Annotated in this window: 18 protein-coding genes; 14 read left to right on the top strand and 4 right to left on the bottom strand. The window is 70.8% G+C overall.

Features of this window, described 5'->3' with window-relative positions:
• The first annotated feature begins 93 nt into the window (after nt 1-93).
• From LUU90_RS21015 to LUU90_RS20985, 7 genes are all read left to right on the top strand, one after another.
• Nucleotides 94-1,680, top strand: coding sequence for a sugar ABC transporter ATP-binding protein (locus tag LUU90_RS21015; RefSeq protein WP_275005887.1), 1,587 nt, complete (start codon nt 94-96; stop codon nt 1,678-1,680).
• Nucleotides 1,677-2,735 carry an ABC transporter permease gene (locus LUU90_RS21010; RefSeq protein WP_275005885.1) on the top strand — a complete coding sequence of 353 codons (1,059 nt, stop codon included), beginning with the start codon at nt 1,677-1,679 and terminating at the stop codon, nt 2,733-2,735. Before LUU90_RS21015 ends, LUU90_RS21010 begins: the two co-directional genes overlap by 4 nt.
• On the top strand, nt 2,732-3,721 hold the full coding sequence (locus tag LUU90_RS21005) for an ABC transporter permease (protein WP_275005883.1): 990 nt from the start codon (nt 2,732-2,734) through the stop codon (nt 3,719-3,721). The genes LUU90_RS21010 and LUU90_RS21005 overlap by 4 nt, the downstream gene beginning before the upstream one ends.
• 63 nt (nt 3,722-3,784) lie before the next feature.
• Entirely contained in the window at nt 3,785-5,029 is a 1,245-nt protein-coding gene (locus LUU90_RS21000; RefSeq protein ID WP_425596278.1) for a substrate-binding domain-containing protein, read from the top strand.
• Nucleotides 5,030-5,074: 45 nt separating this feature from the next.
• Nucleotides 5,075-5,938 carry a sugar phosphate isomerase/epimerase family protein gene (locus LUU90_RS20995; protein WP_275005880.1) on the top strand — a complete coding sequence of 288 codons (864 nt, stop codon included), beginning with the start codon at nt 5,075-5,077 and terminating at the stop codon, nt 5,936-5,938.
• A gap of 137 nt (nt 5,939-6,075) precedes the next feature.
• The gene (locus LUU90_RS20990) at nt 6,076-10,437 is read left to right on the top strand and encodes a ThuA domain-containing protein (RefSeq protein ID WP_275005879.1); all 4,362 of its coding nucleotides are present in this window, start codon (nt 6,076-6,078) and stop codon (nt 10,435-10,437) included.
• Between the two features lie 290 nt (nt 10,438-10,727).
• Complete coding sequence (locus LUU90_RS20985) at nt 10,728-11,411, top strand: hypothetical protein (RefSeq protein WP_275005878.1); 684 nt, start codon at nt 10,728-10,730, stop codon at nt 11,409-11,411.
• A 119-nt stretch (nt 11,412-11,530) separates the two neighbouring features.
• Here LUU90_RS20985 and poxB read toward each other — a convergent pair whose 3' ends face one another.
• Entirely contained in the window at nt 11,531-13,264 is a 1,734-nt protein-coding gene (gene poxB, locus LUU90_RS20980; RefSeq protein ID WP_275005877.1) for a ubiquinone-dependent pyruvate dehydrogenase, read from the bottom strand.
• A gap of 440 nt (nt 13,265-13,704) precedes the next feature.
• Here poxB and LUU90_RS20975 point away from each other — a divergent pair, with 440 nt between their 5' ends.
• Nucleotides 13,705-14,712 carry a serine hydrolase domain-containing protein gene (locus LUU90_RS20975; RefSeq protein WP_275005876.1) on the top strand — a complete coding sequence of 336 codons (1,008 nt, stop codon included), beginning with the start codon at nt 13,705-13,707 and terminating at the stop codon, nt 14,710-14,712.
• Between the two features lie 33 nt (nt 14,713-14,745).
• Here LUU90_RS20975 and LUU90_RS20970 read toward each other — a convergent pair whose 3' ends face one another.
• A complete protein-coding gene (locus LUU90_RS20970) occupies nt 14,746-15,732 on the bottom strand; it encodes an ArsR/SmtB family transcription factor (RefSeq protein WP_275005875.1) in 987 nt (328 codons plus the stop codon).
• Nucleotides 15,733-15,814: 82 nt separating this feature from the next.
• On the opposite strand from LUU90_RS20970, the gene LUU90_RS20965 reads away from it, so the two are divergent.
• Both LUU90_RS20965 and LUU90_RS20960 read left to right on the top strand, forming a co-directional pair.
• On the top strand, nt 15,815-16,207 hold the full coding sequence (locus LUU90_RS20965; RefSeq protein ID WP_275005873.1) for a cupin domain-containing protein: 393 nt from the start codon (nt 15,815-15,817) through the stop codon (nt 16,205-16,207).
• A 70-nt stretch (nt 16,208-16,277) separates the two neighbouring features.
• Entirely contained in the window at nt 16,278-16,652 is a 375-nt protein-coding gene (locus tag LUU90_RS20960) for a YciI family protein (RefSeq protein WP_275005872.1), read from the top strand.
• Nucleotides 16,653-16,769: 117 nt separating this feature from the next.
• Here LUU90_RS20960 and LUU90_RS20955 read toward each other — a convergent pair whose 3' ends face one another.
• Together LUU90_RS20955 and LUU90_RS20950 are read right to left on the bottom strand one after the other, a co-directional pair.
• The gene (locus LUU90_RS20955; RefSeq protein WP_275005871.1) at nt 16,770-17,189 is read right to left on the bottom strand and encodes an LIC_13387 family protein; all 420 of its coding nucleotides are present in this window, start codon (nt 17,187-17,189) and stop codon (nt 16,770-16,772) included.
• Nucleotides 17,190-17,347: 158 nt separating this feature from the next.
• Nucleotides 17,348-17,824, bottom strand: a complete 477-nt coding sequence (locus LUU90_RS20950; protein ID WP_275005870.1) for an Lrp/AsnC family transcriptional regulator — start codon at nt 17,822-17,824, stop codon at nt 17,348-17,350.
• 161 nt (nt 17,825-17,985) lie between these two features.
• Between LUU90_RS20950 and LUU90_RS20945 the strand changes: the two genes are divergently transcribed.
• From LUU90_RS20945 to LUU90_RS20930, 4 genes are all read left to right on the top strand, one after another.
• Nucleotides 17,986-19,080, top strand: coding sequence for a thiamine pyrophosphate-dependent dehydrogenase E1 component subunit alpha (locus LUU90_RS20945; protein WP_342470889.1), 1,095 nt, complete (start codon nt 17,986-17,988; stop codon nt 19,078-19,080).
• Nucleotides 19,077-20,081 carry an alpha-ketoacid dehydrogenase subunit beta gene (locus LUU90_RS20940; RefSeq protein WP_275005867.1) on the top strand — a complete coding sequence of 335 codons (1,005 nt, stop codon included), beginning with the start codon at nt 19,077-19,079 and terminating at the stop codon, nt 20,079-20,081. The genes LUU90_RS20945 and LUU90_RS20940 overlap by 4 nt, the downstream gene beginning before the upstream one ends.
• Nucleotides 20,078-21,580 (top strand): dihydrolipoamide acetyltransferase family protein, encoded by a 1,503-nt coding sequence (locus tag LUU90_RS20935; RefSeq protein ID WP_275005866.1) that lies wholly within the window; start codon nt 20,078-20,080, stop codon nt 21,578-21,580. The genes LUU90_RS20940 and LUU90_RS20935 overlap by 4 nt, the downstream gene beginning before the upstream one ends.
• Nucleotides 21,581-22,045: 465 nt before the next feature.
• A complete protein-coding gene (locus LUU90_RS20930) occupies nt 22,046-23,782 on the top strand; it encodes an HNH endonuclease signature motif containing protein (RefSeq protein WP_275005865.1) in 1,737 nt (578 codons plus the stop codon).
• The last annotated feature ends 28 nt before the right edge of the window (nt 23,783-23,810 follow it).

Here is a 23,810-nt window from a genome sequence, read left to right as displayed (position 1 = left end):
AGATAGCCCATATGAGCCACGAGCCGCAGAAGCCGCGTCAACGACAAGCATCTTTTGCTTGACATCAACCAAAAGATCCCTACATTGGTGGACATGCGAGCCGATGACGACGCGCACATTGCAGTACCCGACCCGGAATCCGACCCGGAATCACCCGACCCGGTCCTGCGCCTTCACGGCGTCGGCAAGGAGTTCTTCGGCACCTCGGTGCTGCGAGACATCGACCTGACCCTTCTTCCCGGGCAGGTCCACGCACTGGTGGGCGAGAACGGTGCCGGCAAGTCGACACTGATGAAGATCGTCGCCGGGGTGCACCGTCCGGACACCGGCGCCATCGAGCTCGACGGTGCTCCCGTCTCCTTCCCGACCCCGCTCGACGCCCAGCAGGCAGGCGTCGCCACGGTCTTCCAGGAGTTCAACCTGCTGCCGGACCGGTCGGTCGCCGAGAACGTGTACCTGGGCCGCGAGCCGCTCCTGCGCGGCCTGGTCGACCGCCGTCGGCTGCACGCCGACACGAGTCACCTCCTCGACGACCTGGGGCTGACGAGCATCACGCCCTGGGCCCGGGTGGGATCCCTGTCCGTGGCGCAGCAGCAGGTGGTCGAGATCGTCAAGGCCGTCTCGTACGACGCCCGGATCATCTCGATGGACGAGCCGACGGCGGCGCTCGCCGAGCAGGAGGTCGCGCTCCTCTACGAGCTGATCGGGCGGCTGCGGGACCGCGGCGTCGCGATCCTGTACGTCTCGCACCGGCTCCAGGAGATCTACGACCTGGCCGACACGATCACCGTCCTGAAGGACGGCAACCACATGCTCACGGCGCCGGCCGCCGAGGTGAGCCCGGACCGGCTGGTGCGGACCATGGTGGGACGCGACTTCGCCGGCTTCTTCCCGGACAAGCCCGCCGACACGGTGCCCACCGACACAGTGCCGGGTGAGGTGCCGGGTGAGGTGCCCGGCGAGGTGCGGCTGGCGCTCGAGGGTGCCGGCAACCAGATGGTGGACGACATCGACCTGGAGGTGCGGGCCGGCGAGATCGTCGCGCTCGCGGGCCTGCAGGGTTCAGGCCGCACCGAGATCGCGCACGGCGTGTTCGGCATCGCGCCGTTCACACGCGGCCGCATGACCGTCGACGGGCAGCCGGTCCACGTGCGGACGCCCCGGCAGGGCGTACGCCACCGCCTCGCGCTCGTCACCGAGGACCGGAAGTCCGAGGGGCTCGCCCTCGGGCAGTCGGTCCTCGCGAACGCGCGGCTCGTGCTCGACGCCGTCCTGCCCCGCGCGTCGGACCGCCGGGCGCGGGGCATCCCGGGGGTGCTGCGGTCCCTCGCCGTACCCGCGAGCACGGTGGCCTCCGCGCAGGACGTGGAGGTGCAGTACCTGTCCGGCGGCAACCAGCAGAAGGTGGTCCTCGCCAAGTGGCTCGTGACCGAGCCACGGGTCATCGTCCTCGACGAGCCGACGCGCGGCATCGACGTCGGCGCCAAGCGCGCCGTCTACGACCTCATGCGCACGCTGACCGCCGAGGGGACCGCGGTGCTGCTCATCTCGTCCGAGCTGCCGGAGGTGGTGGCGATGGCAGACCGCATCCTCGTGCTGCGGGACGGCCGGATCGCCGGTGAGCTGCCGGGCGGCAGCGAGGAGGAGGCCATCATGGCCCTGGCCACGGGCGCGGCATGACGGCGGGCACAGGAGCGGGCACGAAGGTGGGCACCGGAGCCGGCAGCGCCCGCCGCCACCACCTCGGCTCGACCGAGATCGTCTACCTGGCCCTCGTCGGCATCCTGGTGATCGCGGGCGTCCTCGTGGCGGTCCGCGGCGGAAACCTCTTCGCCCAGGGGAACGTCAGCTACATGCTCACGCAGACGAGCCTGCTCGGGTTCGTCGCCGTCGGGCAGACGCTGGTGGTGCTGTGCCGCTCGCTCGACCTGTCCGTCGGGTACGTCGTCGCACTGTGCTCGCTGATCGGGGCGACGACGATGGCGGGTGACCCGTCCCGCGTGTGGCTCGGGGTGGTGGCGGCGCTGGCGGTCGCGGCCGGCGTCGGCCTCGTGAACGGCCTGATCATCTCGGCGCTGCGGGTCAACGCCTTCATCGCCACGCTCGGCATGGGCCTGATCGTCAAGGGCTTCCTCGACACGCGGTTCAAGGGGCCGGAGGGTGAGGTGCCCCTCGCCTTCCAGACCTTCGGATACACGCGGATCGGCCCGGTGCCCGTCTCCACGATCGTCATGCTGCTCGTCGCGGCCGCCGCGTTCGTGCTGCTCACCAGGACCCGCGCGGGCTACCACATGTTCGCGGTGGGCGGGAACCTCGACGTCGCCCGGCTCTCGGGCGTGCGCACCGGCAGGACCCTCGTCCTGGCCCACGTGCTGTGCTCCCTGTGCGCCGGCGTCGCGGGGCTGCTCATCGCCGCCCGGTTCGGCACCGGGAACGCACTGGTCTACTCCTACGGCCTCGACCTGGACTCGATCGCGGCGGTGGTGCTGGGCGGCACGCTCCTGTTCGGCGGCCGGGGCTCGGTGGTCGGCACCGTCGGCGGCGTGGCGATCCTCGCGGTGCTCGACACCGCGTTCAACGTGCTCGACGTGAACCCGTTCTTCAAGGACGTGCTACGCGGCGTGATCATCATCGCCGCCGTGGCCCTGTACGCGCGGCGGCAGATCGACCCGGCGAGCCGGCGCGTCCGGTTCGGCACCAAGGGCTCGGCCGCACGAGGAGGCGACGTCGCATGACCCTCACCGCAGAGACCTCCCGCAGCACAGCCCGGCAGTGGCGGGAGCGCCTGCTGTCCGGCGGCAGCTGGACGGTGCTCGCGCTGCTCGTCGTGGTCCTCGTCGTGATCGTCGTGATCAACCCGTCGTTCGCGGAGCCGGTGTCGCTCATGGCGTTCGCGAAGAAGGCGGCACCGCTGGTGGTGCTCGCCGTGGGGCAGTACTTCGTGATCGTCTCGGGCGAGTTCGACCTGTCGGTGGGCTCGCTCGTCGGTGCCCAGGTGGTCATCGCGGCCCGGCTGATGGACGGCGACGAGGCGCTGACCTGGCCGGTGCTGGGGCTGATGCTCGTGTTCGGGCTGCTCGTCGGGCTCGTCAACGGGCTGGTGACGACGCTGCTGCGGGTCCCGTCCTTCATCACCACGCTCGGCATGATGCTCGTGCTCTTCGGCGCGATCCGGCTGTGGACCGGCGGGGCGCCCACGGGTGCGCTGAGCGAGAGCTTCCGGGTGCTGGGCCGCAAGGGTTTCCCGGACGTTCCCGGGCAGTTCCAGGTTCCGTATGCGCTGCTGGTGGCGCTCGTCGTCGTCGGGTTCGCGGTGCTGCTGATGCGTCGCCCGTTCGGCAGGTCGCTGGTCGCAGCCGGCGACAACGCGGTGGCCACCGCGTACAGCGGCGCCTCCGTGTGGTGGCTGCGCACGCGGGCCTTCCTCCTCTCCTCGTTCCTCGCCACCGTCGCCGCGGTGCTCATCGGCGGTTTCGCCGGGGTCACCGCCCAGGTGGGCCAGGGGCTGGAGTTCATGGCGATCACCGCCGTCGTGCTCGGCGGCGTCGCCCTCGGGGGCGGCCGCGGGACCGTGGTCGCCGCGATGGTGGGCGCGCTCGCGCTCGAGGCCCTGTTCACCCTGTTCAACCAGCTCGCCCTGCCGTCGACCATCCGGCCGGCCGTGCAGGGCGTGATCATCATCGTCGCCGTCGCCTACGCGGCACGTCGACGTCGCACCTAGCCAACGACCCAGCCAACGACCCAGCTCACGACCCAGACGTTGGACCCGCACTCATCAAAGGGGATGGACATGCGACCGATCCGAGCACTGCTGGCGGGCACGGCAGCGGCAGGACTGCTCCTGCTCACGGCCTGCACCACCGACGCCCCCACGGAGCAGCCGCCGGCCGCCGAGAAGAGTGCGGCGGAGGAGGAACCGGCCGAGTCCGGTGCCGAGAGCGAGTGGTTCGTCCAGGAGGACTACGACCGGGAGCTGGCGCAGCGTGACGTCGAGCCGGAGGGCCCGGCGGACCAGCCGTGGCTGCAGGCCATCGAGCCGGAGTACGTGGACACCGCCGACTTCGCTGGCGAGGGCGGGACCAGCGAGGGCGGTGACAAGACGCTCTGCTTCTCCAACGCCTCCGTCTCCAACCCGTGGCGGGTGACCGGCTGGATCACCATGCAGCAGCAGGTGGAGGTGCTCCAGGAGGAGGGCGTGATCGGCGAGTTCCGGGTGTCGGACGCCGCCGACGACGACAACAAGCAGATCTCCGACATCCAGGCGTTCGTCGAGGCGGGCGACTGCGACGCGATCGTCATCTCGCCGTCGACCACGGCGACGCTCACCCCGGCCGTCGAGGCCGCCTGCGAGAGCGGCACGCCCGTCATCGTCTTCGACCGCGGCGTGAACACCGACTGCATGGTCACGTTCATCCACCCGATCGGTGGTTACGCCTACGGCGCGGTGGGCGCGGAGTTCCTGGTCGACAACCTCGACCCCGGAGCGACGGTCCTGGCACTGCGCATCCTGCCGGGCGTGGACGTGCTGGAGCACCGGTGGGCCGCGGCCGACAAGGTGTTCTCCGAGTCCGACATCGACGTGGTCGGCGTCGAGTTCACCGGCGGTGACGGCGCCAAGATCAAGGACCTCGTCACCCAGTACCTGCAGCGCGGCGAGATCGACGGCATCTGGATGGACGCCGGTGACGGTGCTGTCGCGGCGGTCGAGGCGTTCGAGGACGCCGGCCAGCCGTACCCGGTCTTCGTCGGCGAGGACGAGATGAGCTTCCTGCGCAAGTGGGACGAGACGGGGATGACGGCCATCGGCAACGTCTACTCGAACTTCCAGTGGCGCACCCCGATCCTCGCCGCCCAGATGATCTGGGCCGGTGAGGAGGTGCCGTCCGAGTGGGTGCTGCCCCAGGAGCCGGTGGTGCAGGAGGACCTCGCGGACTTCCTCGAGGCCAACGCCGACATGCCGTCCTTGCACTACGCGAAGTTCGGCGGCGAGGACCTGCCCGGGTACCCCGAAGCCTGGACGGACCGGTAGATGGGAGTGCCGCAGAGGACCGTGCAGCCGAGAACCGTGCCGACGGTGACCGCGACCACCTGGCCGGTGGGCGTCAACACCTGGGTGTGGACCTCGCCGCTCACCGACCGTGCGCTCGCCGAGATCGCGCCGCGCGTCGCGGGCTGGGGGTTCGACGTCCTGGAGCTACCCGTGGAGCGCCTGGGCGACTGGGACCCGCAGCGCGCGGCGGCGGTCCTCGCCGACCACGGCCTCGCGGCGAGCGTGTCCCTCGTCATGGGCGAGGGGCGCGAGCTGGTCGCCACGGACGGGGGCACCGTGCGGGCGACGCAGGACTACCTGCGCGCGGTGGTCGATGCCGCGCACACGGTGGGCGCGCGGGTGATCGGCGGCCCGGCGTACGCGTCGGTGGGGCGCACCTGGCGGACGACGGCGCAGGAGCGGGCCGACGCCTGCGCCGAGCTCGTCGAGAACCTCGCGCCCGTCGTCGAGCACGCGATCGCTGCGGGCGTCGTCGTCGGACTCGAACCCCTCAACCGCTACGAGACGAGCCTGGTCAACACGGTGGACCAGGCGCTCGCGATCATCGACCCGCTGCCCGCCGAGGGGATCGGGCTGATGCTCGACGTCTACCACATGAACATCGAGGAGCGGGACCTGCCTGCGGCGGTCGAGCGCGCTGGGGCGCGCATCGCCGCGGTGCAGGTCTGCGGGAACGACCGCGGAGCACCCGGTGGCGACGGCATCGACTGGCCCGGCCTGCTCGCGGCGCTGGAGCAGGCCGGGTACGACGGCCCGCTCGTCATCGAGTCGTTCACCGGCGAGAACGCCACCATCGCCACGGCTGCCTCCATCTGGCGGCCGCTCGCCCCCAGCCAGGACGCCCTCGCGATCGAAGGCCTCGCCCACCTGAGGGGACTGATGCCCTGACACAGATCTGAACCGCACGCGCCTGAACTGAACGCGCAGAGCGCTCGGCGCCGGCACGCCGGGCTGGTCAACGAACCACGCTCCGCCGGGGGTGACCCCGGCGGGTCCGCACGTCGATCTGCCCAGGAGGCAACACGATGACCGCACCACGACGTCCCCGCTGGGGGAGATCCATAGCGGCTCTCGCCGCCGGAGCACTGGCGCTCACGCTCGCGTCCGTCCCGGCCACGGCCGCCGACGGACCGCACGCCACTGCCGAGGGTGGGAAGGCCGCAGCCCAGCAGGAGAGAGCGGAGGCCCAGCAAGAGGGCCGGGTCCTCATCTTCACGGCCACCACCCAGTACCGGCATGCCGAGGCGATCACGCAGGGCACCCCGGTGCTCGAGGCGGCGTTCGCGGAGGCGGGCATCGAGTCCGACCACACGGAGGACCCGACCGTCTTCAACGACGCCGACCTGGCGCAGTACGACGCGCTGGTCATGTTCCAGGCGTCGGGCGACCCGTGGAACGCCGAGCAGAAGGCCGCGATGGAGCGGTACCAGCAGGCCGGTGGCGGCATCGTCGCGATCCACAACGCGACGGACATGCGCGGCAGCTATGCCTGGTGGGACGAGATGATCGGGTCGCTGATGCCCGGTCACGCCGCCACCGGGTCGAGCCCGGGCCTGCCGGGGACGGTCCGTGTCGAGGACCGGAAGCACCCCTCCACGAAGCACCTGCCGCAGCGCTGGGACCGTGCCGACGAGTGGTACAACTTCTCGACGAACGTGCGGGGCGACGCCCACGTGCTGGCGACCATGGACGAGTCGACGTACGACCCGGGCGGCAACGCGATGGGCTACGACCACCCGATCTCGTGGTGCAAGTACTACGACGGCGGTCGCGCGTGGATGACCGGCATGGGTCACTTCGGCGCGCACTACACCGACGAGCCAGACCTGGTGCAGCACATCGTCGGCGGTGTGCAGTGGGCGGCAGGTCTGGCCGAGGGTGACTGCGGAGGCACCGACTGGGGCCAGTTCGAGAAGGTCGCGCTGGACACCAACACGAGCGCGCCGTTCGGCATAGACGTCGCGCCGGACGGCCGCGTCTTCTTCACCGAGCTGGTGCGTGGGGAGATCAGGGTGTTCGACCCGGAGACGCAGACCACGTCCACCGCCGTGACGCTCCCGGTGTACTCCGGCGGCGAGGACGGCCTGCTGGGCATCGCGCTCGACGAGGACTTCGCCGAGAACGGCTACCTGTACCAGTACTGGTCGCCCGCGAGCGAGGACGACACCGACCCGGCGAGCTTCTCCAACCGGCTCTCCCGGTTCACCGTCACCACCGGCGCCGCCGGGTCCACGGTGATCGACCCCGGGTCCGAGAAGGTGCTGCTGGAGGTACCGGCCAGGCGCCTGCCCGACGAGCCCGGGCACACGGGTGGCGGCCTGATCGTCGACCACCGGACCGGTGACCTGTACCTCGGCGTCGGCGACGACGTAAACCCGCACTCGGAGCCGTCCGGCGGGTACGCGCCGATCTCGGAGCGGAACGGCACCTTCCACGACGCGCGGGAGACGTCCGCCAACACCAACGACCTGCGGGGCAAGGTCCTGCGGATCCATCCCGAGGACGACGGCACGTACACGGTCCCGGAGGGCAACCTGTTCCCGGAGTCCGAGGACACGGACGACAAGACGCTGCCCGAGATCTACGCGATGGGCTTCCGCAACCCGTTCCGGTTCGCCATCGACCCCGCCACGGGCAACCTCGGTGTCGCCGACTACTCGCCGGACAGCAACACCGACAACCTGGCCCAGCGCGGCCCGGCGGGCATCGCCGAGTGGAACCTCATCAAGGAGCCCGGCTTCTTCGGCTGGCCCCTGTGCATGGGGAACAACGAGCCGTTCCGGGACGTCGACTACCGCACCAGCCCGGTCACTGTCGGTGAGTTCTTCGACTGTGACGCGCCGGTCAACGACTCGGTCCGGAACACGGGCCTGACCGAGCTGCCCCCGGCCCAGCCGGCGGACCTGTGGTACGGGTACCAGCGGTCCTCGGTGCCCGGCGGGATCAACCAGGGCGGGGGCCTGGCACCGATGGGCGGCCCGTTCTACGACTACGACCCGGAGCTCGAGTCGGACACCAAGTTCCCCGAGTACTACGAGGGCAAGGCGTTCTTCTACGAGTGGTCGCGCAACCAGGTGTTCACTTTTCAGCCCACCGACCCGGAGGCGGCACCGGGCGCGACCGACGTGGAGAAGGTCAACCGGTTCCTGCCGGACGAGGACTTCCTCGCGCCGATCGACGCGAAGTTCGGGCCCGACGGTGCCATGTACGTGCTCGACTGGGGCGGCGGCTTCGGTCGTGACAACCCGAACTCCGGTCTGCACCGGGTCGACTACGTGACGGGCTCGCGCTCGCCCGAGTCGGTGCCCGAGGCGTCTCCGGACTCGGGAACCGCGCCGCTGGAGGTGACGTTCGACGGGACGGGCAGCACCGACCCGGAGGGCGAGACGCTGACCTACGCGTGGGACTTCGACGGCGACGGGACCACCGACTCGACGGAGCCGACGGCGTCGCACACCTACACGGAGGACGGCGTCTACGACGCCCGGCTGACCGTCACCGACCCGGCGGGCAAGGACGGGACCGCCACGGTGCCGATCACCGTGGGGAACACGCGGCCGGAGGTCGACTTCGGGCTCCCGCCGACGGGCTCGTTCTTCGAGTTCGGCGACACGATCCCCTGGGACGTCTCGGTGACCGACGCCGAGGACTCGCCCGACGGGTCGGCGATCGACGACCAGCGTGTCGTCATCCAGCCGGCCCTGGGGCACGACGCGCACTCGCACCCGTCCGAGCCGCTCCACGGCCGCACGGGTTCGGTCACGACGTCGCTCGGTGGCGGCCACGGCGCGGACACCAACCTCTTCTACGTGCTCGACGCACGCTACGAGGACGACGGCGGCGCCGGGGACGTCCCGTCGCTCACCGGCTCGGACACCACCCTCGTGTTCCCGAAGCAGCGCCAGGCCGAGTTCCACACGGACTCGGAGGGCACGACGACGGCACCGAGCCGGGACGTCGAAGGCGGCGGGTCCGTCGTCGTCGGCGCCGACGGGGCGTGGGCCTCGTACGACCCCGTGAACCTGCGGGGCGTGGACGCCCTGACGCTGCGGGTGGCCGCGGCCGCGGACGGCGAGGTCGAGCTGCGGCAGGACGCGCCGGACGGCGAGCTGCTCGGTACCGCCGAGGTGGCGGGCACCGGCGTCCGCCACTTCACCGACGTCCGCGTCGACGTCGACGACCCGGGGGAGAGCTTCACGCTCTACGTCGTCTTCCCCGGGCCCGGCGAGCGGCGGCTCAACTTCGTGGAGGCCGTCGGGAAGGGCGCCGCCGAGACGACCCGGCCCGAGGTCGCGATCACGTCGCCGGAGGGCGGAGTGGAGCCCGGCCAGGTGGAGGTCGTCGCCGAGGCGACCGACGCGGAGAACACCGTCAGCCAGGTGGAGCTCTTCGTCGACGGGACGTCGATCGGCGTCGACGAGACGGCGCCGTACACGGCGTCGTGGGACGTCGCCGCCGACGGCCGCTACCAGCTGACGGCCGTGGCCACCAACGATCGCGGCCTGACGACGACCTCACGGATCGTCGTCGCGCAGGTCGGTGACGTGTTCGGCGGGATGCAAACCTTCAGCAACGCGGACGGCGAGTTCGAGCAGCTCGCCGCGGGGCGGTACGTCATCGACTCCGGCGGCGCCAACATGTGGCAGGGCACCGACGAGTACTCGACGATCTTCCGCGAGGGCTCCGACCGGCACTGGACGGCGACCGTGCGGATCAACAGCCAGGGCAACTCCAACGGGTCCGCCAAGGCGGGGCTCATCGTCCGCAACGACGTCACGCAGCCCGGGTCGTCACCGGGCTACGCGGCGCTCGGCATCCGGCCGAGCGGCGGGTTCGAGTGGCTGCGCGGCAATGCCGCCGGTCAGCTCGTCACGTCGACGGGCGGCGGCTCGACGGCGTACCCGGCCTGGGTGCGGCTCGTGCGCGACGGCGACCTGTACACGGCGTACCGGAGCTCCGACGGCGAGACGTTCACCCAGATCGGCGAGCCGGAGGCGCTGCCGGGTGCGGCCGACCTGCAGGACGTCGGGCTGTTCGTCACGGCGCACAGCGCGTCGAACCGGAGCGCGGTGGAGTTCCAGGACTTCGCGTTCGACGACCAGCCCGACCCACCACAGGTCGAGGTCACGGCCGCACCCCGCTGTACCGGCCCGCAGGCACGGGTGGTGGTGAGCGCGACCAACACCGGCGCCGACCCGGCGCGGCTCGTGCTCAGCACCCCGCACGGGAGCAAGACGTTCCGCGAGGTGCTGCCCGGCGAGACCGTCTCCCGTCAGTTCGCGACGGGAACCCGGACGGCAGCCGCAGGGACCGCCACGGTCACCGCGACCAACGGTCCGCACGAGGTGGTGGTCGAGGAGTCCTACGACGCCGTGCGCTGCCGCTAGCGGCCACGGCACGGAAGGGACGATCCGACACCTGACAGGGATATCTGACAGAGATATCTGACAGGGATATCTGACAGCGATACCTGACAGCGATACCTGACAGCGATACCTGACAGCGACACCTGACAGAGAGGAGCAAGGACGTGCCGAAGACGAGGAGCAGGCCGCGGAACGCACCGCGGCGCGGGCCGAGCGCTGCGGCACGTCCGTCGAGCCGGGGCGGTGCCGGCCGCCCCGGAACCCGGTCACCGGCGCCCACGCGGCGCCGGCGACCGGGGCGAGGGGTCGTGGTGGCAGCCGCGCTGGCGGTTGCCACCGTGGCCCTGGTGCTGGCCGTGGTGCTGATGGTGGTGCGCCCGTGGGAGGGCGAGGCGCCGTCGCCCAGCGGGTTCGAGGTCGACCCCGCGCGGGTGGCGGAGCTGGAGGCCGCGGAGGCGGAACGGGCGGTCGAGAACCTGACGGCGGCGGGTGAGCTGGCGCAGTCGGCGCAGGAGCGGCTGCTGCCCGTGATGGACGGGCTGTACGAGGCTCTGCCGCCGGAGGATGAGCCGGCGGAGGGCGAGCCGGCGGAGCAGGCCGAGCCGGCACGGCCGACGTCGGCGGAGCTGGGGGAGTGGCGCGACGTCGTCGACGACGTGGCCGCGGACGTCGAGGCGCTGCCCACCGGTTCGTCCGAGCACAACATCGTCCGCAACGGGCTGCTGCTCTCCACCGGGCTGCTCGGCGACACGCTCGACGTGCTCGAGCTGGCAGCAGGTACGGACGGCGGGGGAGACGCGGGGGACGATCCGGCGCAGCTCCACGACGTCGCCGGCGACCTGCGCTCGCGGGCGGTGGACGCCTGGGCGGTGGCCGCGGTACAGCTCGACCTGCAGTACATCGAGGCCGACCGCGGCCACCTGCATGCGTTCCTGCCGCTGCATTCGGGGATGGCTGCCGAGGGAGAGGCCGAGGTGCCGCACGGCGACCACTGAGACCAGACGGGTTCAGTCGTCGACCGGTTCGGGATCGCCTGGTGCCCTCGTTGGTCTCTGCTACCAGTCGTGTTGAGGGGGATGCGTGAGGTGGTGGCGGACTGCGGGGGACATGGCCGTCAGTCGAACAGCCGCCGGAACACGTTCGTGTCGGCGAGGTCGACGAGCTCGTCGCCGCGCCCGGACATGATCGTGCGCATCGCGTACAGCGTGAAGCCCTTGACCTGCTGGGCGGTGATCGCCGGCGGGATCGACAGCTCCTGCCGGGCGGTGACGACGTCGACCAGCGCCGGGCCGTCGTGGTCGAACGCCGCACGGAGGGCGCCCTCGAGGTCGTCGGGCTGCTCGACCCGCTGACCGTGGATGCCCATGGCGTTCGCGACGTCGGCGAAGCTCGGGTTGTCGAGCTGCGTGCCGTAGTTCACGAACCCGGCGGCCTTCATCTCCACCTCGACGAAGTTCAGCGACGAGTTGTTGAACACCACGACCTTCACGGGCAGCTTGTTCTGCCGGATCGTCAGCAGCTCGCCGAGTAGCATGCTGAGCCCGCCGTCCCCGGACAGCGCGATCACCTGCCGTGCGGGGAACGCCGACTGCGCGCCGATGGCGTGCGGCACGGCGTTCGCCATCGTCCCGTGGCTGAACGACCCGATCAGCCGGCGTCTGCCGTTCATCTCCAGATAGCGGGACGCCCAGACGACGGGGGAGCCGACGTCGGGGATGAACACCGCGTCGTCGCTGGCCAGCTCGCTCACCAGCCGCGCGAGGTACTGGGGGTGGATCGGCTGGCGGTTGCGGTCGTTGTCGGCGAGATCGTCGAGGTCCTTCCGCGCCTTCCTGTAGTGCTTGAGCGAGGTGTCGAGGTGCTTGCGGTTGGTGTGGTCATCGAGCAGGGGCAGCAGGGCGTCGATCGTGTCGCCGACGTCGCCCACCAGCCCGAGGTCGATCGGCGTCCGCCGCCCGAGCTGCTCGCCCCGGATGTCGACCTGCACGATCTTCGCCTTCGACGGAAAGAACTGCTGGTACGGGAAGTCGGTGCCGAGCATGAGCAGCGCGTCGCAGCTCTCCATCGCGCGGTAGCCCGACGAGAAGCCCAGCAGCCCGGTCATGCCGACGTCGTACGGGTTGTCGTACTCGAGGAACTCCTTGCCGCGCAGCGCGTGCACGACGGGCGCCTTGAGCCGCCCGGCGATCGCGAGGACACGCTCGTGCGCGCCCTCCGTACCGGCGCCGCCCAGGATGGTCACCTTCTTCGCCGCGTTCAGGATCTCGGCCGCCTGCCTGAGCTCACCGTCGCGCGGGCGGACCACGCTCTGCGTCGCCCGGATCGGCGCCGACTTCTTGCGGCCCGTGCTCTCGGCCAGGAAGATCTCGCCCGGGATGACGACCACGGCGACGCCGCGCTTCTCCACCGCGGTACGCATCGCGATCTCGAGCACGCGTGGCAGCTGCTCGGGCATGCTCACCAGCTCGGTGTAGACACTGCACTCCCGGAACAGGTCCTGGGGGTGCGTCTCCTGGAAGTAGTTGCTGCCGATCTCCGGTCCCGGGATCTGCGCGGCGATCGCGAGCACGGGCACCCGGCTGCGCTGGGCGTCGAAGAGGCCGTTGATCAGGTGCAGGTTGCCCGGCCCGCAGCTGCCCGCGCAGACGGTGAGCTCGCCTGTCAGCGCGGCCTCGGCGGCGGCGGCGAACGCAGCCGCCTCCTCGTGCCGGACGTGCTGCCAGGCGACACCGTCGCTGGTGCGGATGGCGTCGGTGAACCCGTTCAGCGAGTCACCCGGCAGGCCGTAGACCCGCTCGACGCCGGCGTCCTTGATGATCTCGACGATCGTCTCGGCGACATTCGTCATTTCGTGCGCCTCCTGGCCTGCCTCGGTCGGTGGTACGCGGGCCGGCGTGCGGACCGGTCCGCGACGCGGTGCTCAGCCGCTCGTCCGCTCGCCGCGTCGAGCGCTGCTCGAGTGACGTTACCGGCGATGACGTGCTTCCTCATGTCGGGCCTTCCGGTCGGCATGTCGGGCCTCTGGCCGGCCGTGCCGCAAGAAAAGTGTGCCAAGCGCGTCGCCTCGCCGAGCTGGGCGCGGGTTTCTTTTCTTCCCACGAGAAGCAGGTGCTCCTACATTGAGGACCCACTACGCGGCTAGCTTCGGAGGACGACATTCGACGTGAACGGGTTCGGCGTGGACGGGCTCGGCGTGGACCGGGAGGCGGTGCGGCCACGGGGGCGCTCCTGACCGTGGGTCTGCTCGCCGGCTGCGCGCCCTCCGGGCCGGAACCGGTCGAGGCATTCGTGACCGAGGTCGTGCCGTCCGGTTCGAGCGGCTCGCTCGCGGCCGTCGTCGACGACCGGGTGGTCCACTGCGACGGCTGGGGAGCGGCCGACCGTGCGACCGGCGATGTCGCCACCTGCGACACGGTCTACGACGTGATGTCCATGACGAAGCAGTTCACCGCGGCCGCCGTGCTGAAGCTGCAGATGCAGGGCCGGCTCGAGGTCGGCGACCCGATCTCGACCCACCTCCCCGGCGTCCCGCCGGACAAGCGCCGTGTCACTCTGCACCACCTGCTGACGCACACGTCGGGCCTTGTGGAGAGCCTCGGCGACGACGACGAACCGGTCTCCCGTGACGACCTGGTCCGCGCCGCACTCTCGTCGGAGCTCCTCTCGGCACCGGGGGAGGAGCACCTCTACTCCAACGTCGGCTACAGCCTGCTCGCCGCCGTCGTCGAGCAGGCTTCCGGGCTGGGCTACGAGGAGTACCTGGCCGCGCACCTGTTCGAGCCGGCCGGGATGCGCCGGACCGGGTACGTGCTGCCCGACTGGTCGCAGGCGGACATCGCGGTCGAGTACGACGCCGACGGCCGTCCTCAGGGCCGTCCGATCGACCGCCCGTGGGACGTCAGCGGGCCTTACTGGAACCTGTTCGGGAACGGCGGTGTGCTGTCCACCGCCCGCGACATGATCAGCTGGCACCAGGCCCTGCGCGGAGACCGGGTCCTGGACGAAGACGCCAAGCGGCAGCTCTTCGAGCCCTACGTGGAGGAGGAGCCCGGCGGCGACACGCACTACGCCTACGGGTGGGTGGTGGCCGGCGGGGACGGGTCGATGCTGTGGCACAACGGCGGGAACGACTCGTCCTACGGGGAGGTCGCCAGGTCCGCCGACGGACGGGTGCTCGTGTTCTGGGTGGCCAACCAGAGGGTGGCCACCCAGGGCCGTGGCCAGGGGTGGGACTTCGAGGAGATCGCCCCGGAGCTGACCGAGGGCGTGCTCGAGCGCCTGGTGCGTTCGGGGTAGGGGCGCAAGCAGGGGCGCCGACGCGCGGCGCGGCTACCCGACGCCCGCGAGCGCCTCGCCCAGTGGTGTGCGGGTGTGCAGGACGCGGACGCCGTTGCGGCGGCTGTCGATCAGCCCCGCGTCGCGCAGCACCGTCAGGTGGTGGGACGCGGTGGAGACCGCGAGGTCGGTGAGCGCGGCGCACTCGGAGGTCGAGAGCGGCTGCTGGAGCTCGAGGACGAGACGCGCTCGGGTCGCTCCGAGCAGGGCCGTGAGTGCGGCGAGCGCGTCGGCGCCGTCGCGGTGCCAGGTCTCGGACACGCCGTGGGCGGGGTAGAAGATCGTCGGCTGCGCGGGGCGCTCGGTGAGCACGGCGCAGCCGCGGGTAGCCATCATGACCGAGGGGACGAGGACGAGGCCGGTGCCGCCGCAGTCGACCACCTCTTCGTGGCGGCGCATCTCGACACGGACGATCTCGTCCGCCCAGGCCACCGTGGAGTGCAGGGTTGAGGCCATCTCTGCCAGGCCGGTGTCGCTGCTGCGGCGTGCGCGGACCGAGATGTCGGCCCGGAGCAGGCGGAGCATCTGCGGCCAGACGGGCGCGAGCAGCGCGTCCCAGACCTCCTGCCAGGCCGCGACGATCACCTTCCGGGCGTGTTCCGGTGCCGCGATCAGGTCGCGGATCTCCTGCTGCCGGGCGCCGGTCGAGCGGAGCACCATCTTCTGCAGATCGAACTGGAGCCGTTCGTCGGGGACCTCGCGCAGGCGTTCGGCCTCCTCCTGGGGAGTCATGTCACCCGACGGTGTGGCGGTGAGGAAGTCGGGCATGTAACCCTCCGCGCCGCTGATGACCGCCATCAGGCGGAAGGCCTCCGTCGGCCTCGACTGGAGGCCGCGGAACCATCCCCAGTGCAGGGGTGCGCTCTGCGGGCGCAGGATGGTGCGCACCGCGTGCACCAGCTCGTGGCCGGGGGAGATGCCGAACCGCACCGCTGAGATGTCGCTGGAACCGAGCCGGAACTCGACGAACTTTCGATCCACGTCGAAAGCGTAGTCAGTGCGGTGCGGACGGCGGAGAGTAGCGCTCATCAGCACGCAGCCTCCGTTGAAAGGAACACCCACCATGTCTGTCTCCGCAGCAACCAGCTCCGCAGCCGCCGCCCCCGCAGCCGGCCCTGCCGCGATCCCCGCCGACAGCATCCGCATCGGCGACAGCCGCACCCTCCGGTTCGAGGGCGCCTCGTACGGGTCGAACGTGTCGTTCTTCCTCGTCACCTCGGACCCCGGCCAGGGCCCGGGCCTGCACCGGCACCCGTACGACGAGACGTGGTCGGTGCTCGAGGGCGAGGCGACGATCGTGGTCGGCGGCGCGACGTTCGTGGCCCGCGCCGGCGACACCGCGGTCGCCCCCGCCGACACGTGGCACCGCTTCACCAACACCGGCTCCGGGACGCTCCGGATCGTCTGCATCCACGCCTCCCCGGTGATGATCCAGGAGTTCGCCCCCGAGGCCTGAGCACTTTTCCTCGCCTCGTCTCGTCCGCACCACCAACAGTCAGCTCGACCGAACAGAACGGAGCAGTTCCATGACCCAGTACTTCCTGACCATCCCGCACGACACGGCCGACGAACCGACGATGGAGTCGATGCAGGAGATGGATCCCGCCGAGCTGGAGGCGATGATCGCCGCCGTCGACGGGTTCAACACCGCCCTGAACGAGTCCGGGGCGTTCGTCACCGCGGGTGGCCTCATGCCGCCGTCCACGGCGACGACCGTCGACGCCACAGCCGGCGAGCCGAAGCGCATCCCGGGACCGTTCGTGGACGCGCCTGCCTATGTGGGCGGGTTCTGGATCATCGATGTCGCCGACGAGGAGACCGCTCTCGGGTGGGCGGAGCACTGCTCGAAGGCCCTCCGGTCGCGCATCGAGGTGCGCGCGCTGCAGGAGGAGCCCCAGTAGGCGAAACCCCGTCCCGCAGGCGGGGGACGGTCTGGTGGAGGTCAGCCGTTCGGGCGCAGGAGGAGATCGCGCGCCGGCGGCACGTGGGCAAGATCGTCCTGCACCCGTAGGGCACCGTCATCGGGGACTGCTGGGCCGCGCATCCTTCGCTGCCAGCGCGACGACGAACGCGACGGTCCCCACCGTGAAGGTCACCACGGGCGGACCGGGCACCCACGCGACGGCCAGGCCGAGCGCCAGGACGGTGCTGACCAGTGCCACTACCCCGAACGGACGTGCCCGGTGCGGTTCGGTCCGGAAAGCGCGAGCGATCATCCACAACAGGAGCCCGACGACGACCATCGCCAGGCCCATGGAGGCGCTCACGCCACGGATCAACAGGAACGCGTTGAGCGAGACCGGCCCTACCTCCAGGGTCGATGCACGGAGCGCCGCGGCCAGGTCTGGATCGCCGGGCAGGGCGAACTCCAGGACAGTGTGTGCGACGCCGGTGAACATCCACGCGGCCGCACCGACTCGAAACGCCGTCAGCTGCATCAGGTCCTCAATTCCGTTCCGGTTGATGGTCTGTCTGTTCCGGGTGGACCACGAGCGTCGTCACGCGGCCTCCGGCGCTCCGATGAAGGAATGGCCGACGGCGCGGTCGGGTGGATCGGTTGCCGTGAACGCAACCTACATACATGCAAGAATGTATGTCAATGCCCGGGGAGGCAGGGGCCTGCGGGGGTCGGCTCCTCGAACACGAGCAGCGTGTGCGTGTTCAGGATGCCCTTCATGCCCTGGATCTGGTCCAGGATCAGGTGCCGCAGGTCGGCGTTGTCCCGCGCACGGACGAGCAGGACGAGGTCGAACTCCCCGCCGACGAGCCCGATGTGGTCGACACCCCGCAGGGTGCGGAGCTGCTCGCGGACCGAGCGCCACTCCGACTGCTCCAGGTTGACCGTGACGTACGCCGACGTGCCGAGCCCGGCGAGCACCGGATCGATGACCGCGCTGTAGCCGCGGATGACGCCGCTGGACTCGAGCCGCTGTACGCGCGCGTAGGCGTTGGCCCGCGAGATGTGCAGCTTCTCGGCCAGCGTTCGCATGGACATCCGGCCGTCGCGACACAGCTCGTCGACGATGCGCTGGTCGACGTCGTCCAGGCCCGATGCCACTTGTCTCGCGGCCACGCCCTCAGCCCCTTCGCTGCTGGACATTTGGATCGCATTACCCACGTTTTGCTGGACGGCTTCTCGGATCCTCGCCGTTGATGGATTCCGAATAGATCCTTGACGAGTATATCTCTATGACAAGTGACGTAGATCGCATGTTGCCGTCGAAGGCGCCGGTCATGCTGCTTGATCCGGACGGCCGCCCGACGGCCGCCGGCGCCGCGCGCCTGCCCGCGGGCGAGGAGCTGCTCCGGGGCCTCGCGGGCATGATCACGGCGCGTCGCTTCAACGACCAGGCGAGCGCGCTGGTCCGCCAGGGACGACTGGCGGTCTATCCCTCGTCCCATGGTCAGGAGGGCTGCCAGGTCGCCGCGGCTCAGGTGCTCGACGACGGAGACTGGCTCTTCCCGACCTACCGGGACACCGCGGCCGCCGTCGCGCGCGGTGTCGACCCGGTCGAGGTGCTCGGCCTGCTCAAGGGCGACTGGCACTCGGGGTACGACCCCTACGAGCGTCGGGTGGCGCCCCTGACGACGCCGCTCGCGACACAGCTGCCGCACGCCGTCGGGGTGGCGCACGCCGCGCGGCTGCGCGGGGAGGGCACGGTCGTGCTGGCCATGTGCGGCGACGGCGCCACGAGCGAGGGCGACTTCCACGAAGCCCTGAACTTCGCCGCCGTCTTCCGGGCGCCCGTCGTCTTCTTCGTCCAGAACAACCAGTACGCGATCTCGGTGCCCCTGGCCCGGCAGACGGCCGCCCCGACGCTGGCCCACAAGGGTGTGGGCTACGGCATCCCCGGGGAGCAGGTGGACGGCAACGACCTCGCCGCCCTTCTCGACGTCCTGTCCGGGGCGGTCGAGCGCGCCCGCGCGGGCGAGGGCCCCCAGCTCGTCGAGGGGCGCACCTACCGGATGCAGGCGCACACCAACGCCGACGACGCCACCCGCTACCGCGCCGACGGCGAGGTCGCCGCCTGGGTGGCCAGGGATCCGCTGGTGCGGCTGGAGACCTACCTCCGCACCGACGGCATCCTGGACGACGCTCGCGCCGCGGCCTTCGCCGACGCCGCCGAGCAGGTCGCTCGCCGCACGCGTGACGGCATCAACCGCGACGTCGTGCCGGACCCGGACGACCTGTTCCGCTACGTCTACTCCGAGCCGACCTCGCAGCTCGTCGAACAGCTGGCGCTCGTGCACGACGAGCTGAGCAGGGACGAGTCGAGCAGGGATGAGTCGAGCAGGGGCGAGCAGAGTCGAGCGGAGGCTCACCGATGACCACCACTGCCGTGGCGCACGAGACGCTCAGCACCGCGCAGGCGATCAACCGCGCCCTGCACGACGCGATGACCGAGGATCCGGCAGTGCTGATGCTCGGTGAGGACGTCGGCCCGCTCGGCGGCGTCTTCCGCGTGACCGACGGCCTCACCGCGACGTTCGGCGAGGACCGCTGCTTCGACACCCCGCTCGCGGAGGCCGGCATCGCGGGCTTCGCCGTCGGCCTGGCCATGAACGGCATGCGCCCGGTGGTCGAGATGCAGTTCGACGCCTTCGCCTATCCCGCCTTCGAGCAGGTGGTCAGCCACATCGCGAAGATGCGGAACCGGACCCGCGGGCGCGTCGAGCTGCCTCTCGTCATCCGGGTCCCGTACGCCGGCGGCATCGGCGGGGTCGAGCACCACTGCGACTCGTCGGAGTCCTACTACGCCCACACACCGGGCCTGCACGTCGTCACGCCGTCGAACCCCTCGGACGCCTACTCGCTGCTGCGCTCCGCCATCGCCTCGCCGGACCCGGTGATCTTTCTCGAGCCGAAGAAGCTCTACTGGGCGAAGGGCGAGGTCGCGCTGGGCGACCGCCGGGAGCCAGGGATCGGCACGGCGGTCGTGCGGCGCCAGGGCACCGACGCCACCCTCATCGCCTACGGCCCCGCCGTGCCCGTCGCCATGGAGGCCGCCGAGGAGGCCGCGCGTGAGGGCCGCAGCCTGCAGGTCGTCGACCTGCGCTCGATCGTCCCGTTCGACGACGCGACGGTCTGCGCCGCGGTGGAGTCGACCGGTCGCGCCGTCGTCATCGCGGAGGCTGCGGGCTTCGCGAGCGTCGCGTCCGAGATCGCGGCCAGGGTGAGCGAACGCTGTTTCCACTCCCTGTCGGCGCCGGTGCGGCGCGTCACCGGCTTCGACATCCCTTACCCGCCGCCGAAGCTCGAGCACGTCCAGCTGCCGTCGGTCGCCCGGATCCTCGACGCCGTCGACGACCTCCAGTGGGAGGACGCATGACCACCACGGCGACGGGACAGACCTTTCTCCTGCCCGACCTCGGTGAGGGGCTCACCGAGGCCGAGGTGGTGCACTGGCTGGTCACCGAGGGTGACGTGGTCGCCGTCGACCAGCCGGTGGTGGAGGTCGAGACGGCCAAGTCGGTGGTCGAGGTGCCCAGCCCGTACGCAGGCCGGGTCGACACCCTGCACGCCGCCGAGGGGGACCTCGTCGAGGTGGGCAGGCCGCTGATCACCGTCAGTGCTGGGGGTGCTGGGGGTGCTGGGGTGGATGGGAGTTCCGGGGGAGCCGAGCCCGGTTCTGGACCTGAGTCTGACTCTCAACTTGAACTTGAGGGTCAGGGTGTGTCGGGTGGCAAGGCGGCCACCAAGGCGTCTCGCGACGACAAGGGGACCGGTTCCGGCAACGTGCTCGTCGGCTATGGCACCTCCGGGCAGCCCGGTGCGGGCCGCCGACGTCGGCCACGCGGCTCCGGGCCACGCAGCTCCGGGCCACGCAGCTCCGGACCACGCGGCGCCCAGCCGGCGGCGCCCGTCGTCGCCGGAGCGCCGGGCTATCGCCCGGTGAAGGTGATCTCGCCGATCGTCCGGCGGCTCGCCCGGGACGCGGGACTCGACCTGCGCTCGATCGCTCCGTCGGGGGCCGGCGGGGTCGTCACCAGGTCCGACGTGCGGTCGGCGATCGAGCGCACGCCTCCCGCGTCGCCTCCAGGTGTCGTGGCTCCCGATGGGCCGTCTCCCGGTGGCCTCGCTGGCGCTGCGCCGTCTGCGCCGCTCGTCGCCGCCCCGTCCGGTACTCCCGCCGTTCCCGGCGAGCGGCGCGTCCCGCTGAGCGGTTTCCAGAGGTCGGCGGCCAAGGTGCTCTCGCGGAGCCGTTCGGAGATCCCGGAGGCGACCGTCTGGGTCGACGTCGACGCGACAGTGCTCTGGGACTTGCGCGAGGCGACCCGTACGCCCACCGACCCGGGGCCCGGGCTGCTCGCCCACCTCGCGCGGTTCGTCGTCGCGGGCCTCAAGGAGTACCCGGTACTGAACGCGCGGCTCGACGTGGAGCGTGACGAGATCGTCGAGTCCGACCGCATCAACCTCGGCATCGCCGTCCAGGGCGAACAGGGCCTGGTCGTACCGGCAGTGCTCGACGCCGACGCGATGACCACCGCCGAGCTCGACGCAGCCCTCCGTGACCTGATCGCGCGCGCTCGCGTCGGCAAGGCGACGGCGGAGGAGCTCACCGCCGGCACCTTCACGCTGAACAACTACGGCGGCTTCCGGGTCGACGGTAGCGCAGCGATCATCAACCACCCGCAGGTGGCGATCCTGGGTTTCGGCCGCATCATCGACCGGGCATGGGTGGTCGACGGCGAGATCGTGCCCCGCAAGATCACGCAGATGTCCTTCGTCTTCGACCACCGGGTCTGCGACGGCGGGACGGCGGCGGGCTTCATGCGTTCCGTCGCCGACGCGATAGAGAACCCGCTGGCGGCGATCGTCCGGCTCTGACGGCGGGGCCCGATTCTGCATGCTCAGCAGCGGTCTGCGCGTGGGGTTGGTCGCTGGTCGCTGGTCGCTGGTCGCGGGCGGCGGGCGGCGGGCGGCGGCGACGTCCCTATGACCTGGGCGGCCAGTGGGGGATCGGGACTGCCGCTGACGCCAGGTCGCGCCAGCGCGCACAGGTCACTCCGCCCGGTCTTCTCACCCTGGCCCAGTATTCGGCCCAGTATTCGGCGCGGGCGCGGTCTGATCGCTGGCGGTTCTTGGGGACGTGCATCGACAGGGCCGCCGCCCTGAAGACTTATCCACAGATTTGATTTTGGCGATGCGGTGCGTACGCGCGTTCGAGATAATGGATGCAGTGAGGACGTGAGTACTAGAGGCAACGAGGGGGGTGGGGGGTCGGTGGAGCAGTCGAAGTCAACGGATGGCATTCCCGGCCCCGGTCTACCTCCTGCGGAGTCGATCGAGGACGTGCTGGCCCGGTTCGAGGCCGATGCCGCAGTTCTGGCAGCGCTGACCGACCCCGAGGTGCTGGACGGATGGAACGCCCCGGGCATCACACGGTTGGCGGAGGCGCACTCCCGGATCCGTGCACTGACCGCTCGCCTGGACGGGGTCCGATACACGTTGCTGCCCCGGATCGAAGCCGACGGCTCGTGGCGCTCAGGAGGGATGGCGCGTGCGTTCACGACCTGGCTCCGGCTCCGCGAAGGCGTGTCCGCGTCCACGGCGGGTAGGGACATGACGATCGCCCGCCGCCTCGCGACGGCACTGCCCGGGACGCGGGAAGGCCTGGTTGCCGGGACCCTGGGCATCGACCACGCGAAGGTCATGACCGACGTCGCACCGACCAGCGAGACCCGGCAGGATGCGTTGGCGTGGCTGATCGACACCCGTACGGGTGACAGGACGACCCCCGAGGCGTTCGTGCAGACCGTTGCCGTCGACTTCCCCGACCCGACCGAGGACCCCGACGGTGAACACACCCGCCAGCTCATCACCCAGGTCTTGGAGGACGCCGTCACCGACGGCACGCTGGTCACGGGCGAGGGCCTGGTCCTACGGGAGGCTGGTTCGTTGAACGCGGACCAGTTCCGGGTCGTGGCGCGCCGCTTCGCGACCATCACCGACCCCGACACCGACGACACCGACGACGACAAGGCCGCCCAGGGCGAGTTCCTCGACCTGGCCAAAACCATTGACGGCTACCACCTGGCAGGATTCCTGACCGACGAACACGGCCTGCTCGTGACCACCGCGATCAACGCCATCATCGGCACGCCCGCCGCAGAAGACCCCCGCACGTCGACCCAGCGTCGCGCGCAGGGCCTGGCCGACCTCGCCCGGGTCGTCCTGGACACCAACCAAGCCTCACCCGGCGCCGCGATCCCACCCCACCTGAACGTCACGGTGTCCTGGACCGAGCTCGTCGCCCAGGCCACCCGCACCCACGAGGGCCTGTGCCTGACCTGCGGACAAGCCACACCCGGCCGCGCAGCAGGGCGGGCGACCGGCACAGGAGCACCAGGCACCAGCACAGGTACACCAGGCTTTGGGGCGGACGCGCCGGACACAGGTACGGGCGTGGCCGGCACCATGACGGTGTCCGGACTGCTGTCCGGTGGTGGCCCGGTGTTCACCGAGACCGGTGACCGTGCACCACGAGCACTACTACGCCGCCTCGCCTGCGACAGTGCCGTCACCCGGGTCGTATTCGGACCCGACGGCGCCGTCCTGGACGTCGGACGCGCCCAACGCACCGTCACCGGGCAAATGCGCCGAGCCGTGATCGCTCGGGACCGGCACTGCGTCTTCCCCGGATGCGACCAACCACCCTCACGGTGCGAGGTCCACCACGCCATCACCCACTGGGCCCACGGCGGAAACACCTCCGTCAGCAACAGTGCCCTGTTGTGCTGGTACCACCATCAGCTCGTCGACACCCAAGGCATCACCATGCACTGGACCGGCAAACCCCTGACCGGCACCACCACCGGCCCGGGCGGCACCACCACCAGAGCCACCTCTGGCACGACCGACGGCACCACCCCTGGCGTGGCCACCGGCACCACCGTCGACGGCACCACCACCGGCCCTGCAGTCCCAGGCGCCCTGCTGGAGACCGGGTGGGCCTTCACCGACGCCCGAGGACACCGCATCGCCCTGCCCGAACCCATCGAAACCCCACCCGAATCCGAAGTCGCCTGACCTGCCGGACACCCGGCCTGACTACGGT

The organism is Promicromonospora iranensis, assembly GCF_028994775.1.
Classification (GTDB): domain Bacteria; phylum Actinomycetota; class Actinomycetes; order Actinomycetales; family Cellulomonadaceae; genus Promicromonospora; species Promicromonospora iranensis_A.
This window is presented reverse-complemented; position numbering and strand designations above follow the sequence as displayed.